Here is a 14711-nt window from a genome sequence, read left to right on the forward strand (position 1 = left end):
GCGGTCAGACGTCGAAATACCTCGAGCTGGTCAGTGAGTAGTCCACACTGCCGCTGATCCAGTACTCGAGGCCGCGTGCGTAGGCCGTCACAGCGGGCGAGCCGAGTGACTCGAGGACCGGCCCGAGCGTCACCATCTCGGCGACGGCCTGGTCGCGCATCTGGCCGATCCGGTTCATCGACTCCTGGACGGTACGCCCGGTGTGGCCGGACAGGACGCTGACCAGGTTGTTGCGGACGTTGGCACCGCTTTGTTCCTTGGCGTAGGAGATGAGGTCGTTGTCCCACACGACCACGTCGTTGGCGTGCTCGGTCATCGCGTGGACGGCGGGGTGGCGCCACTCCTCCGGGCTCAGCCGCTGCCCGGCCGCGACGTCGATCAGTGCGAACACGGTGAGCATCGCGCCGGTCCTGCGGCGCATGAAGATGTAGTCGCCGACCGTCGGGACGACGTCGTCCTCCCGGTTGGCCGCCTCCCACACCTGTGCGAACAGGTAGTCCTTGGTGACCGTTCGCCAGCGGTCGAGTTGGTCGGGGCCGCCGTGGACGGCTATTCGCGCCTTGATGTCCAGCAGGGCACGGGCGAATGGGTTCTCGATCTGATCCGTGGCCCGGTCTCCGGGGAGGTCGTCGACCACGACGTACAACTGCGGGAGGGCCCGTGCGATCTCGGCGGCCCGGCGGTCGGACTCGCAGAACGCGTCGTCGAACGCGAACAGCCAGACACACCAGTCCGTGACGAGCTGGCACAGTTCCCGGGACGCGTACGGGTACGTCCGCGCGCCCAGCCATCCGTATGCGGCCCGCCGGAACCGCTCCAACTGGTCCGGATCATCGACCATTCCTGAGGTCGCAAGCCACGCCAGCGTGTCTCTGTCGACCTCGTCCACATGCGGGTTCACCGCGCTCGGGAAGGGGCAGGTGAGAGAGGGGATGCGGATCGGTTCCCGACCGATCCGCTTCACAGAGGGAGTCGCCATCCGCCAAGCATGACCATTTGGTCAATAGAGCGCTAGAGCAGCAGCATTTACGGAAATTTCGGCCCTCAATCTCAACGTGGCCCTAACAAGCCCACAATGTCAGAACTCCCGAAGAACCGGGCGGTGTCCAGCGCGGACGGCGTGCCGGCGGCCGGATCGGCGCCCGCGTCCATCAGCGCCCGGATCACCTCCGTCTCCTTCTTGAACACGGCTCCGGCGAGCGGCGTCTGCCCGCGGTCGTTCGCGAGATCCGGGTCCGCGCCGCGTGCGGCGAGCGCGCGGACGGTGGCCGCGTGGCCGTGGTAGGCCGCCAGCATCAGCAGCGTGTCGCCCTTGTCGTTCCTCAGGTTGACCGGCACTCCCGCGTCCACATAGGCGCACAGGGCCTCGGTGTCCCCTGCCCGCGCGAGACCGAACAGCTTGGTGGCGAACGCCTCAAGCTCCGGATCCGGCTCCATGCCGACCATTGTCCCCCGGTAAGGTCACCTCCATCACGCGGAATCCACGCGGCTCCCCAACGGTTCTGTAGGTAATAGGCAAGCCCCCGTGAGAAAGGCTGAAACACGGTGTTCGACCCCACGGATCTCTACCGGCTCGACGGGGACGTCCCTGAGCTGACCGATCCGGTGCTGCTGTACCACTTCGAGGGGTTCGTGGACGCGGGAGGAGCCGGCAGGCTGGCTCTCGGGCACCTGCTCGCCGAGCTGGAGCATCGGGTCGTGGCGACCTTCGACGTGGACCGGCTGCTCGACTACCGCTCCCGCCGCCCCGTGATGACCTTCGACTCCGACCACTGGGTCGACTACGAGAGTCCCGAACTGGTCGTCTACCTCACCCACGACGTGACGGGAACGCCGTTCCTGATCATGACGGGCCCCGAGCCCGACCGGGAGTGGGAGCTGTTCACCGAGGCCGTCGGCATGCTGGCCACGCGACTCGGCGTGGGCAGGCTCGTCACGTTGCACGGCGTCCCGATGGGCGTCCCCCACACCCGCCCGCTCGGCCTCACCTCGCACGGCAGCCGGCCCGAGCTCATCGTCGGCCCGCCGAGCCCCTTCGGCAGGGTGCAGGTCCCGGGCAGCGCGGCGGCCCTGATCGAGTTACGCCTCGGCGCCAAGGGCCACGACGCCGTCGGCTACGCCGTCCACGTGCCCCACTACCTCGCCCAGGCCGAGTATCCCCAGTCGGCCGTCGCGGCCCTGGAGGCGGTGACGCGCGCCACCGGGCTCGTCTTCCCCATGGACGGCCTCCGCGGCGCCGCGGAGGAGACCACGGCAGAGATCGAGCAGCAGATCAGTGCGTCCGCCGAGTTGTCCGGCGCGATCAAGGGCCTGGAACAGCAGTACGACGCGTTCCAGGCGGGAACCGAGCGGGAGAACCTGCTCGCCGAGAGCACACCGATGCCGACGGGGGACGAACTCGCCGCCCAGTTCGAGGCGTTCCTCGCCGAACGAGACGACCACGACAACTGAGTCGTCCCCCATAAGGTGTGTTCATGCCGACCTCTGAGATCCGCGTCGGGCTGATCGGCTACGGCCCGGCAGGATCGTTCTTCCACGCCCCCCTGATCGCCGCGACCCCCGGATTACGGCTTTCCGCAGTGGTGACGCGCGACCCCTCCAGAGCCGAGCAGGCACGGCAGGAGCATCCCGGTGCGGAGGTCGTGGCGTCGGCCGACGACCTGTGGAGCCGTTCGGATCTGGTCGTGATCGCCTCGCCCAACCGCACGCACGTGCCGCTGGCGCAGGAGGCGATCAAGCGGGGTCTCCCGGTCGTCGTGGACAAGCCGCTGACCGGGACCGCGGCGGAGGCCCGCGACCTGGTACGGCAGGCCCGCGACCGCGGGACGATGCTGACGGTCTTCCAGAACCGCCGCTGGGACGGGGACTTCCTGACGATCCGCCGGCTGCTTCCCGACCTGGGCGACGTCCACCGCTTCGAGTCGCGGTTCGAACGCTGGCGCCCGGTCCCCAAGGGCGGCTGGCGCGAGATGGGCGGCCCCGACGAGGTCGCGGGCGTGCTCTACGACCTCGGCAGCCACCTGGTCGACCAGGCCCTGCAGTTGTTCGGGCCGGTCTCGCACGTCTACGCGGAGAGCGACGTCAGGCGGGCCGGGGTGCGGGCCGACGACGACGCGTTCATCGCCCTGACCCACACCGGCGGGACCCGTTCGCATCTGTGGATGAGCGCGGTCACCGCGCAACTCGGCCCCCGGTTCCGGGTGCTCGGGTCCCGGGGCGCGTACGTGAAGTGGGGCCTCGACCCGCAGGAGGAGCGGCTGCGCGCGGGCGAGCGGCCCGGCACGCCCGGCGCCGTCTGGGGCGCGGAGCCGTCCGAGCGGTGGGGCTCGCTGGGGGCCGACGGCGACGCCCGCGCGGTGCCGACGGAGCCGGGCGCCTACCCGGAGTTCTACGCCGGCGTGGCGGCCTGCCTGCTGGAGGGCGCGCCGCCTCCCGTGGCACCCGACAGCGCCGCGGAGACCGTCGCCGTGCTGGAGGCGGCGACCCGTTCCGCGGCCACCGGGTCCACCGTGGTCATGGAGCAGACCGACCAGGCTTGAGGGGGCCCCTGGAACGGGTCCGGCCCTCTGAAGGCGGCTCGGCCCCGGATCCGGTTCCTCCCGGATCCGGGCCGGAAGCCGGTTCAGTCCAGGAGGCGGGCGCGCATCGCCTCGGTGTCGGCGTCCGTCCAGCCGTTGGCCCCGAGCCAGCCGAGCGGGCCGCCGAACCTGTCCTCGAGGGTGGCGAAGAACTGCGCCATGTACTCGGGTCGGGGAACGTGGCTGTCGGCGGGCTTGCCGTCGAGGTCGGCCCGGTAGGTGTCGCTGGCACGCAGCCGCGCGAGGATCGCCTCGATGCGCTCGCCCGTGGCCGCGTAGTCGGCGATGATCGCCTCCGTGGTCACCCCGGCCACGGACAGCGCCAGCGCGCTCACCACGCCGGTGCGGTCCTTCCCCGCGGCGCAGTGGACCAGCGCCATGCCGTCGTCCTCCGCGAGCACGCGCAGCGCCGCCACGACCGAGTCGGGACGGTCCCGGAGGTAGCCGTAGTAGTAGCCGGTGACCCGCAGCTCGGCGAGGGCCTCCTCATCCCTGTGGTCCTGCCACGGCAGCGCCCGGCTGTCGACGGTGTCCGCGTCGACGTCGGTGAGACGGCCGCCCTCGGCGAAGAGGGTGAGATGGTGGATGCCGACGTCGGCCACCTTGCTGAGCGGGCCGGGGCCCTCCAGACGGACCTCGGTGTCCGACCGGAGGTCGACGACGTGCCTCAGTTTGAGCTCCCCGACCAGTCGGGTGACGTCTCGGCCGGTCAGCCCTTGGAGGTTGTCACCCCGCAGGATCCGGCCGAACCGGGTGGTCTCTCCGTCGGCGGTGGGGAGGCCGCCGAGGTCCCGTACGTTGACCGCACCTTCCAGAACTATCCAACGCTCATAGGTGTTCATCACCTATGAGCGTAACTGCCGGAATGTGTCGCCTGTGTGATCCCCCCATGAACGTATGCCCGCCTACCGGGGGCGGCGTCGTTCCCGCCCGCGACCGCCGAGGACGCGTCGCCGTACCGGGCCGGTGATCACCGTCTCGGCCCCGTCGGCCTGCTCGCCGACGGCACGGGCGGGCCGGTCGAGGATCGCCTGGCCGAGCGTCAGGCCGCCTCCGATCGCCAGGCCGACGGCGGCGGCCTGCCCGATGGCCAGGAATCCCGGCCCGGCCTGGCCGTGGCTGAGCTGGAGCAGGCCCTGGTAGATGGTGTAACCGGGGGCGAGCGGCACGATGCCGGCGACGGTGTGCAGCAGCGCGGTGCCGTGGGTGCGCCGCGCGAAGGCGTGACCGCCGAGCCCGACGACGACCGCGGCGACCGCGGTGGCAAGCGGCGGCGGGAAGCCGCACTCCTGCGTGAGCACCAGGTAGACCGTCCAGCCCACCGCCCCCGCCAGCCCGGCGGTGAGCATGTTCCAGCGGGTCGCCTGGACGCAGAAGGCGAAGCAGACGCAGACCATCAGCGCGGCCGGGACCTCCACCGCCAGTCCGGCCCATCCGTGCGGGGTCAGTCCGTCCGGCTGGACCTGAGGGACGCGCAGCCCGGAACGCACCGCGGCGTACAGGACGGTTCCCACGCCTGCCACGATCGCGGCGACGACCACGGCGGTCTCCATGGCCCGCGCCGCGGCGGTGACCAGATAGCCCGCGATCGCGTCCTGCACCGCGCCGACGAACGACAGCCCGGGCAGCAACATCGCGATTCCGCCGGCGACGACGAGCGGCGCCTGGGTCGTCCCACCGGAGACGAAGAGCCCGGTCGCGACGGCGGTGGCGACCGCGCCGCCGAGGACCGCCTGGTGGAAGGCCGGGACACCACGGCGCGACAGCCGGCGGCCGGCGCGGTCGATGAACGCGGTCACGCCGGCTGCGGCAAGGAAGACCTCCGGCCCGCCGCCGAGCATCACGGTGAAGAACCCGCCGAGGCACGCCCACGACAGGGTGACCTGCCACGCGGGATGGGCCGGCCGTGCGGCCTCGATCTCGTCCAGGCGAGCGGAGGCCTCGGCCTTGCCCGTGTGCCCGCATCGGATCCGCTCTGCGAGGCGGTGCAGGGCCTCGATCCGCGCGTAACCCAGAACGGCCGCGCGGACGACCCTGATCTCGGTCAGCGGCACCGCCCGCGGCCCGCTCCGGTAGGACAGGACGATCGAGCCCGAGGTGACGTCCGCCGCGCAGTTGCGCAGCCCGAGGGACTCGGTGACCTCCGTCATCGTGACCACCACGTCGGCCGCGGGCGCCCCGCTTCGCAGCAGCAGCTCGCCCATGCGCAGGACGATCAGCATGGTCTCGCTGGCCTCTTCACCCGCCGGAGCAGGCGGCTCCCCGGCCGGCTCTGCCGCCTTCGGCCCGTCTACAAGGGTCATCGGCCCGCGCTCTCGTCCAACCCCCGCCATGCCACCCGTTCAAATTGCCTATTTAGGTACAAAGAGTACCAATAGTGGATAAATAGCCATCCCCGGCGACGGGTCCGCGGCGGCGGTCAGGGCCGCATGGCCCGTTCGAGCACGTCCTGGGCCCGTGACACCCCGGCCTCGTTCTCGAGGCTCCGGTAGATCTCCAGCGCCTGCTCGACCGGCTCCCGCGCCTCCTGACGCCGTCCCGCGTCCACGAGGGCCTCGCCGAGGGTCCGCAGACTCCGGGCCTGCCACCAGCGGTCGCCGAGATCCTCGAAGTCCTCCACCGCGCCGCGCAGGGCGTCGACGGCCTCCTTCGTACGGCCGAGCCGGGCGAGCACCCTGCCCTCCGACAGGCTCGTGCGCGCCACGCCCCAGGAGTCTCCGAGCTTGGCGAGCTTCTCCTTGGCCCGGCGCATGGAGACGTACTCCTGCAGGCCGTTCTGGGGGTCGCCGATCTCCCCCGCCGCCCGCAGGCACCGTGCCTCCTCCCACTCCTCGTGCCGGTCCCGGAACGCCCGGATGGCGAAGCGGAGGGCGTTGCCCGCCAGGATGAACTTCCGTTCCGCCTCCATGGCCTCTCCGGCCGCGAGGTGCGCGCGGGCCTCGGTGGCCAGCACCTCACCGAGGACGCGCTGGGTCTGGGCCTCCGAATAGCGGTTGCCGTCCGACTGGAAGACGCCGAGCGAATCCTCCAGCAGCCTCCTCGCCTCGCCGTGCCGGCGCTGGGCCAGACGGAGTTCGGCGAGGTTGCGCTGGGTCCTCGCCTGCCACCACCGGTCGTCCTCGGCCTTGAAGGCCGCGATGGCGTCGATCAGGTGGCCCTGGCCGCGGTCGAGGTTGCCGTCGCTGAACAACGACATGCCCACCGACCGCGTGGCCCGCGCCGCCCACCAGGCCTCGCCGAGCCCGGTGAAGATCTCCAGCGCCCGCTCGGCGTCGCGCCTGGCCTCGGCCGGCCGGCCCATGCCCCCGACGACCGCCGACCGCTCCATCAGCGCGATCCCGAGTGCGCGGGGATCGTCGGCGCGTGTCGCGGCCTCGCAGACGACGTCGGCCACCACCTGCCAGTCCGACCAGTACGCCCGCAGCGAATGGCAGAGCGAGCAGAACGCCCTGCCGGTCCCCCACGCCAGGTCCCACAGCTCGGCCGCCCTCGCCATGTGGATCGCGGACAGCAGCGCAACGCGCTCGGCGGCGAACCATTCGGCCGACGACACCTCGGCCACCGACTCCGGCCTGCTGGTGACCGGACCCCTGCGGGTACCCCGGCGGCGCCAGTCCTGCGGCCACCGGTCGGTCGCGGCGGTCTCCGCCCGGCGGCGATAGCCGTACAGGACCCGCTCGATGGCCGCGCGGCGGTGGCTCTCCGGCTCCTCCTCCATGGCGAGCTCGCGGGCGAACAGGCGGACCAGATCGTGCAGGCGGTAGCGCATCTCGCCGGTGCCGTCGCGCCCGGAGCATTCGGCCAGCTGGGTGTCGACCAGCGCCTCCAGCTGGTCGGCGCCGTCAAGCACCGAGGTGTCGAGCAGGTCGCCCGCCACCCAGCCCTGCACGTCGGGCGCGGTCAGCAGGCCCATCAGCCTGAGCAGGCGGCGCTGGACGTCGGTGCAGTCCTCGTAGCTGAGCTGCAGGGAGGCGCGGACGCTCTTGTCGACCCGCCGCCCGACCTCCAGATGGTCGAGGCGGCGGCGCTCGTCGCCCAGCCGGTCGGCCAGTTCCTTCAGCGACCAGTTCTCCCTCGTCGACAGCCGGCCGCCGCAGATGCTGATGGCGAGCGGCAGCCGGTCGCACAGCCGCACGATCGCGAGGGCGGAGTCGAGGTCCCCGGCCACCCTGTCGTCGCCCGCGAGCCGGGCGAGCAGCTCGACGCCCTGCGCCTCGGTGAAGGCTCCCAGCTGCCGGTCGTGGCGGTTGCGCAGGAACAGCGGCTGGCGGGAGGTCACGATGACCGCGCACCGCGGCTCGGGCGGGATCAGCGCCTTGACGTCGTCCCCGTTCTGGGCGTTGTCCAGAAAAATCAGGATCTGGCGGTTCTTGGTCCAGGTCCACCAGAGCTTCTGCAGCTCGGCGAGGCCACCGGGGTCGGTGGTGAGCCGGACGCCCAGGGCGCGCAGGAACCCGAGCAGCACGTCCTCGGGCGTGGCCGTGCCGTCCGGGCCGCGCAGGTCGAAGTAGAGCTGGCCGTCGGGGAAGGCGCCGATGATCTCGTGGGCGAACTTCGTCGCCAGCGACGACTTCCCGACCCCGCCCTGGCCGTAGATCGACACCACCAGCGGCGAGTCGTCCGTACGGTCGGCGAACTGCCCGCGCAACTCGGCGAGGGCCTCCCCGCGCCCGGTGAAGTGGGCGATCGCGGGCGGCAGCTGGGCGGGAGGCGGAAGCGCCTCGGGACCGCTGGGCGCGGCCGGTTCCGCCCGCCGCGGCTCCGCGGTCACCCAGGCCAGCGCTCCGGCCAGCACGGCGGAGACCATGGTGATCGCGACCCGGGCGCCGATGGGGAGTGTCCAGAAGTTGAGGGAGGTGCCGAGCGCGCTGGCGACGGCGGCGATCAAGGCCACGGCGGCCGGTGCCGCGATCGACTGCCGTCGCCGGGCGGGAAGTCTGTCATCGTGCCTGGACCGGCGCATCCGTCGTGTCCTTCAGAGCCTGGGGGTGTACGGGCGTCGTCGACGATCGGTTCTCACCCGCGATTCAAGCAGAATCGATCTACCTGTGGGCGCCCGCGTCGGCATCCCGTCTCCCGCTGTCAAAACATCGGTAAGGTATGGCACCGCAGACGCCCTTCCCCCCGCGGGAGCCTTCCGCGGTCGCACGTTGTGGAGGAACTGGATGGCACGGCCGGTTCACCGGTTGTCCGCGGTGTCCGTGGCACTCGCGGCGTCCATGATCGCGAGCGTGGTGGCCGCGGGTCCCTTCGCTCCGGCCGAGGCACACGGCCGGGACGAGACGCCGACCCCGACGCCCACACCGTCGTCGCCGCCGTCGTCGCCGCCACCGTCGTCGCCACTGTCGCCGTCCCCCTCGCCGACGCCGACCCCGTTGCCGTCCACGGCCACCCCGGCCCCGCCCCCCGGCGACGACCACCTTGTCGGCTCCTGGTCGGCGGCGACCACCCGGGTGACCACGGCGGTCGGCGGCCAGACGGTCCGGATGGTCGTCCGGGCGAGCCTCGGCGGATCGCGGGCGCGCGTCCATCTGTCCAACGTCTTCGGCTTCACTCCCGTGACGTTCACGAACGTCCATCTCGGCGTGCACGGCTCGGGGGCCCGGGTCCGCGCCGGCACCAACCGCCCGGTGACGTTCGGCGGCGAGACGTCGGTGACGGTCCCCGCCGGGCAGAGCGTCTGGAGCGACCCGGTGTCCGGGAAGGTGGCCGCCGGACAGGACCTCGTCGTCAGCGTCCACGTCCCCGGCTATGTCCACGGAGTGACCGGCCACGACCGCGCCTTCGCGACCACGTACATGTCCGGACCGGGCGACCACGCGGCGGAGGAGTCCGCGAAGGGCTACACCTACACCAGCAACCAGTGGTTCTTCCTCGACCGCGTCGCGGTCGGCGCGACGCCCGCGACCGGATCCGTCGCGGTGCTCGGCGACTCGCTCACCGACGGGACGGGGCAGGCCAACGACGCCAACCGCCGCTGGACCGACTACCTCCACCGGCGGCTGTCCGCGGGGTCCCGGCCGATGAGACTCGGCATCCTCAACGCGGGGATGGCGGGCAACCGGATCCTCCGGCCCACCGTCGGGCCCAGCGGCATCGCCCGGTTCGAGCGCGACGTCCTTTCCCAGCCCGGAGTCCGCACTGTCGTGGTCTTCGAAGGGATCAACGACATCTCCCGGGGTTCGTACGGCTCGGCGAAGCCGCTGATCGACGGCTACAAGAAGCTCATCGCGGCCGCGCACGCCGAGGACCTGCGGATCGTCGGCGCGACGCTGACCCCGTTCCACGGCTTCGGCAGCTGGACCCGGCAGAAGGAGAAGATCCGGCAGCAGGTCAACCGGTGGATCAGGACCAGCGGCGCCTTCGACTCCGTCGTCGACTTCGACAGGGCGGTCCGCGACCCCCGGTCTCCGCGACGGCTCGCCCACGCCTACGACGACGGCGACCATCTGCACATGAGCGACGCGGGTCGCCGCCGGCTGGCCGACGCGGTGGCGCTGCGGGTGCTCTGAGTCCCGGGGAGTCCGCCGCGATCGCTACGGTATGACCATGGTCGCCCCTCTGGCCCCCGACGACCCGACCTCTCTCGGCGCGTTCCGGCTGACCGGACGCCTCGGTGAGGGCGGTCAGGGAGTCGTCTACCTCGGTCACGACGCCGCCGGCGAGCCCGTGGCCGTCAAGGTCATCAAGACCGGTCTCGATCCCGCCGTCCGCACCCGGCTCGCCCGCGAACTGGACGCGATGCGGAGCGTGGCCCCGTTCTGCACGGCCCGTGTGCTGACCGCCGAGGTCGACCGGAGCGAGCCGTACATCGTGAGCGAGTACGTCGACGGTCCCTCCCTGCAGCAGCGCGTCTCAGACGGCGGTCCGCTGCGGGGCGGCGAGCTGGAGCGGCTCGCCGTCGGCACCGCGACCGCGCTGACGGCGATCCACGCGGCCGGGATCGTGCACCGCGACTTCAAGCCGGGCAACGTCCTGCTCGGCCCGGACGGCCCACGCGTGGTCGACTTCGGCATCGCCCGGCAGGGCGAGAGCGACACGATCACGGCGGGGCCGATCGGCACCCCGGCCTACCTGGCTCCCGAGCAGATCGCCGGGAGTCCGGCCAGCGCGGCGTCCGACGTCTTCGCCTGGGGCGCCACGGTCGTCTTCGCCGCGACCGGCCACCGGGCCTTCGGCGGGGACAGCGTCGCCGCAGTGCTGCACAAGATCATGACGATCGACCCGGACGTCACGGGAGTCCCCGCTCCCCTCCGCGCGACGGTCGGGCGTTGCCTGGCCAAGGACCCGGCGTCGCGTCCCACGGCACGTGACCTGCTCCTCGGACTGGTCGGGTCCGCTCCAGACCCGCTCGTGGCGGGTGTGGCGGCCGCGGACGGGAGTGTGCGAGGCGAGCCGGACGTGGACCGGACGCGGCCCCGGCAGCCTGTCGGACAGCCGGTGGCGCACCTCGCGAACGTCCCGGATGCCATGCCGGCCGGGCCGCGCGACGGGGCGGGCGTGTCTGAGCCGCTGGGCACCGAACCGAGCGGCGGACGGCGGGGACGGCGCATCGGGTTGATCGCCGCGGTGGCCGCGCTCGTGGTTGCCGTGTCGGTCGCGGCGGCGTTCCTCCTGCCCAGGCTGTTCACTACGTCCGACCCCGGCGGTTCGCCCGGCTCCACGACCCCCGCGGGCGCGCAGGGCACTCCGGCGGCCACGACGACGCAGGATCCCACGACGCCCGGCGACGACCCCACGGACTCCGGTTACGGCACGGATCCAGCCGAGGAGCCGGACGACGGCGGCACGGGGGCGACCGTCCCGGCGGCATTCGCGGGAACCTGGCGCGGGCACATCACCCCGACCCCGGCCGGCCTGACGGGCGAGTACGACGTCGAGATCGAACTGGAGGCCGGCGAGGACAAGGGCACGTGGAAGGAGCCGGCGAACTCGTGCGAGGGCACGCTCTCCCTCACCGAGGCGGCCGATTCCGTGCTGACCTTCGACCTGGTCGACGCCGGGCAGTGCGTGCCCGGCACCGTCCGCCTCGAGCGCAAGGGCGGCGCCCTCACGTATCGGTGGAACGACGCGCTCGGCGCGCTGGAGTACAACGGCGACCTGGCCAAGGCGGGTTAGCGGCCGCCTTTCGACGTGACCCGGCCCCGGCGGTCAGCCGAGCCGTTCCGCCAGTTCGGTGAGCCCGTCGACGACCATGTCGGCCTGTGCCGCCTCGGGGCGCCCGGCGTGGAGGAGGCCCCACGGGCCGCGGCGGAGCAGGGCGGCCCGCATGCCTGCCCTTCTCGCCGGCAACACGTCGTTGTCCACGCGGTCGCCCACGTAGAGGATCTCTTCCGGAGCGTGCTCCGCCACCTCGGCGACCTTGGCGAAGAACGCGGGCTCGGGCTTCTCGACCCGCCAGGCGGCCGAGGTGTGGATGCCGTCCACGGGCAGGTCCATCGCGGCGAGCGCGTCGTAGGCCTGCGGCGGCTGGTTCCCCGCCACTATCAGCCGGTATCCGGCCTCGCGCAGCGCGGACAACCCCTGCCGCACGTCGGGGTAGAGGTCGTCCTCGTCGAAGTTCTCGCGCAGGCCGTCCGGGTCCTCCGCCCGCCAGGCCGCCATCTCGGCGCCGAGGTCGATGCCGGGCCGGACCAGTTCGAACGCCTCGCGAAGCGGCCGGTCCAGTGCGGCCATGCCGCCGATGAGCCCGATGAAGGTGCCCCGGGGAACCCCCAGCCTGTCGGCCCAGCGCGTCCAGATCCGCGTCTCGTCGATCAGTGTCTCGCCCACGTCGAAAACCAGCGCCCGGATCACGACTTTTCCTTTGCGTTCGTCACCGTTTTGTCACTATCGCCGCCACTCTAGGGGGCGGTCTCCTCTTACCGGTGCGAGCCGTCGTAGAGTCCCCAATCGTGAGCGAGACGCGGTACGCCCTGAACGGCATGGTCTGCACGGTCGATCATCTGGCCTCCGCCGCGGGGGCGGCCGTCCTGGATCGGGGCGGAAACGCGGTGGACGCCGCGATCGCGGCCAACGCCGTGCTCGCCGTGACGTCGCCGCACATGTGCGGACTCGGCGGCGACCTGTTCGCCCTCGTCCACGACGGGTCGTCCGCCCACGCGCTCAACGCCTCGGGCCGGTCGGGCTCCGGCGCCGACCCGGACCGGCTCCGCGCCGAGGGTCACGACCGCATGCCGCACCTCTACGACATCCGCTCGGTCCCCGTGCCGGGGTGCGTCGACGGCTGGTCCGCCCTGCACGAACGGTTCGGACGGCTGCCGCTGTCCGACATCCTGGCCCCCGCGATCCGCCACGCCACGACGGGCTTCCCCGCCTCGCCGCTCCTGGGGCCGGGCGGCGAGTTCATCGGCTCGCTCGCGGGCGCGGGCGACTTCGCATCGGCGAGGCGCGCGGGTGACGTCATCCGCCGTCCGGGCGTCGCGAGGACGCTGGAGGCGATCGCCTCGGGCGGCCGAGCCGCCTTCTACCAGGGCGAGTTCGGCGAGGGCCTGCTCGCGCTCGGCGCGGGCGAGTACCTTCCCGAGGACCTGGCCGAGTCGAACGCCGACTGGGTGGAGCCCATCCGGGCCGAGGCGTTCGGCCACCGGATCTGGACCGTCCCGCCGAACTCGCAGGGCTACCTGCTGCTGCTGGCTCTGGCGATCCTCGACAAGCTCGACCTCCCCGACGACCCCGACGACCCCCGATGGGCGCACCTCCTCGTCGAGTCGGCCCGCGCGGCCGGCCACGACCGGCTCGACGTCCTCTACGAAGGCGCCGCCGCGCCCCTGGACTCGGCCGACGCCAGGCGCACGCTGATCGATCCGGAACGGCGCACGCCGCTCACCGAGTACACGGCTCCCGGCGACACCACGTACCTGTGCGTGGTGGACGGCGACGGCATGGGCGTGTCCCTCATCCAGTCGAACGCGGCGGGCTTCGGCAGCCTGCTCTTCGAGCCCGCCACCGGGATCAATCTGCACAACCGCGGCATCGGCTTCTCGCTCGTCCCCGGCCACCCCGCCGAGTACGGCCCGCGCAGGCGCCCGCCCCACACGCTCTCCCCCGCGCTGATCACCCACCAGGACGGCTCGCTGCGGTCGGTCATCGGAACCATGGGCGGCGACGCCCAGCCGCAGATCCTGCTGCAACTGGTCACCCGGCTGCTGCGGCACGGCCAGACCCCGGGACAGGTCATCGGCGCCCCTCGCTGGGCACTCGGCGTCGACGGAGCCGACACCGGCTTCGACACCTGGCGGCAGGAGGCCGTCGTCGAGGTCGAGGACGGCGCGCCGTGGTCCGACGGCCTGCGCGGGTTCGGCCACCCGGTCACCGCGGTGGAGTACGGCTCCAACTTCGGCCACGCCCACCTGATCGACGTCCTGCCCTCGGGCGTCCTCGCCGGAGCCGCCGATCCGCGCGCGCTGATCGGCGCCGCTGTCGGCCGCTAGTGCACGGTCCCGGTCAAGGCTCGCCGCGACCGCATCTCTGGCCTGGCGGCCCCGTCCGCCGTTGCGGCGCGTCGCCCCGGGGTCACGATGTTCCGCGCGGCCACGAGTGGATCTGTAGGCGGCCGGTAAGTCGGCCAGTGTGGCCAGGAATTCTTCGGTGCGCGCGCGAACAGGTGGGTCATCCGTTCGGTGGACAGCGATGGGTTCACCTCTCGTCAGCAGCAGTCGCGCCCGCAGCAGGAGGAGATAGCCCTCTCCGTAGCGCTGATCATAGAGATCGAGGCAGGCGTCGGCCCGATCGAGGGCCGTGGTGGCCTTGTCGAGCTCCCCCAGCTCTGGCTTGGAGTGAGCCTGCGCACAGAGGAGGAGGTCTCGTTGATGGCCGACCTCGGCGCCGCGTACTTCGAATTGAAGGAGGCGATCGGTGCGACCGCCAGAGATGAGGCGTACTTGGAATCGCCCGGCTGGTCGGCTGTGCTAGCTGCAGCGCCGGCGGTTCAGGGTTTGTCGCAGGTCACCGCACGGCTTGATTACTTCAACCGGAAGTGACCGCGCGGGAGCCGATCCGCTGCACTCAACGCATCTGATCCACGGCCAACTCTTCCCATGCCAACTCCCGGAAGGCCGGCAGAGCGTCCTGACCTACTGGGAGAGAAATGTCTGCTTGGAACCATGCCACGGCGAGCGCTGATTCGTACAA

At 71.9% G+C, this 14711-nt stretch carries 12 protein-coding genes; 6 read left to right on the plus strand and 6 right to left on the minus strand.

Annotation, left to right across the window (positions count from 1 at the left end; genetic code table 11):
• Nucleotides 1-4: 4 nt before the first annotated feature.
• On the minus strand, nucleotides 5-979 hold the full coding sequence (locus Pka01_RS14695) for a 4-epi-cubebol synthase (RefSeq protein WP_203883274.1): 975 nt from the start codon (nucleotides 977-979) through the stop codon (nucleotides 5-7).
• Between the two features lie 71 nt (nucleotides 980-1050).
• The gene (locus Pka01_RS14700; RefSeq protein WP_373318140.1) at nucleotides 1051-1437 is read right to left on the minus strand and encodes an ankyrin repeat domain-containing protein; all 387 of its coding nucleotides are present in this window, start codon (nucleotides 1435-1437) and stop codon (nucleotides 1051-1053) included.
• 108 nt (nucleotides 1438-1545) lie between these two features.
• On the opposite strand from Pka01_RS14700, the gene Pka01_RS14705 reads away from it, so the two are divergent.
• The gene (locus Pka01_RS14705) at nucleotides 1546-2451 is read left to right on the plus strand and encodes a proteasome assembly chaperone family protein (RefSeq protein WP_203883276.1); all 906 of its coding nucleotides are present in this window, start codon (nucleotides 1546-1548) and stop codon (nucleotides 2449-2451) included.
• A 23-nt stretch (nucleotides 2452-2474) separates the two neighbouring features.
• Nucleotides 2475-3539 (plus strand): Gfo/Idh/MocA family oxidoreductase, encoded by a 1065-nt coding sequence (locus Pka01_RS14710; protein WP_203883277.1) that lies wholly within the window; start codon nucleotides 2475-2477, stop codon nucleotides 3537-3539.
• Nucleotides 3540-3622: 83 nt separating this feature from the next.
• Here Pka01_RS14710 and Pka01_RS14715 read toward each other — a convergent pair whose 3' ends face one another.
• The 3 genes from Pka01_RS14715 to Pka01_RS14725 form a co-directional block, all read right to left on the minus strand.
• Entirely contained in the window at nucleotides 3623-4420 is a 798-nt protein-coding gene (locus tag Pka01_RS14715; RefSeq protein WP_203883278.1) for a tyrosine-protein phosphatase, read from the minus strand.
• A 63-nt stretch (nucleotides 4421-4483) separates the two neighbouring features.
• Entirely contained in the window at nucleotides 4484-5881 is a 1398-nt protein-coding gene (locus Pka01_RS14720; RefSeq protein WP_203883279.1) for a threonine/serine exporter family protein, read from the minus strand.
• A gap of 116 nt (nucleotides 5882-5997) precedes the next feature.
• Complete coding sequence (locus Pka01_RS14725) at nucleotides 5998-8541, minus strand: tetratricopeptide repeat protein (RefSeq protein ID WP_203883280.1); 2544 nt, start codon at nucleotides 8539-8541, stop codon at nucleotides 5998-6000.
• A 202-nt stretch (nucleotides 8542-8743) separates the two neighbouring features.
• Between Pka01_RS14725 and Pka01_RS14730 the strand changes: the two genes are divergently transcribed.
• Together Pka01_RS14730 and Pka01_RS14735 are read left to right on the plus strand one after the other, a co-directional pair.
• On the plus strand, nucleotides 8744-10090 hold the full coding sequence (locus Pka01_RS14730; RefSeq protein ID WP_203883281.1) for an SGNH/GDSL hydrolase family protein: 1347 nt from the start codon (nucleotides 8744-8746) through the stop codon (nucleotides 10088-10090).
• Nucleotides 10091-10127: 37 nt separating this feature from the next.
• On the plus strand, nucleotides 10128-11696 hold the full coding sequence (locus Pka01_RS14735) for a serine/threonine-protein kinase (protein WP_203883282.1): 1569 nt from the start codon (nucleotides 10128-10130) through the stop codon (nucleotides 11694-11696).
• 33 nt (nucleotides 11697-11729) lie between these two features.
• On the opposite strand, the gene Pka01_RS14740 is transcribed toward Pka01_RS14735, so the two are convergent.
• Complete coding sequence (locus Pka01_RS14740; protein ID WP_239114984.1) at nucleotides 11730-12374, minus strand: HAD family hydrolase; 645 nt, start codon at nucleotides 12372-12374, stop codon at nucleotides 11730-11732.
• A gap of 98 nt (nucleotides 12375-12472) precedes the next feature.
• Here Pka01_RS14740 and Pka01_RS14745 point away from each other — a divergent pair, with 98 nt between their 5' ends.
• Complete coding sequence (locus Pka01_RS14745; protein ID WP_203883283.1) at nucleotides 12473-14011, plus strand: gamma-glutamyltransferase family protein; 1539 nt, start codon at nucleotides 12473-12475, stop codon at nucleotides 14009-14011.
• A gap of 189 nt (nucleotides 14012-14200) precedes the next feature.
• On the plus strand, nucleotides 14201-14560 hold the full coding sequence (locus Pka01_RS14750; protein ID WP_203883284.1) for a hypothetical protein: 360 nt from the start codon (nucleotides 14201-14203) through the stop codon (nucleotides 14558-14560).
• Nucleotides 14561-14711 lie beyond the last annotated feature (151 nt).

The sequence above is a fragment of the Planotetraspora kaengkrachanensis genome, from assembly GCF_016862895.1.
In the GTDB taxonomy this organism is placed as follows: Bacteria; Actinomycetota; Actinomycetes; order Streptosporangiales; family Streptosporangiaceae; genus Planotetraspora; species Planotetraspora kaengkrachanensis.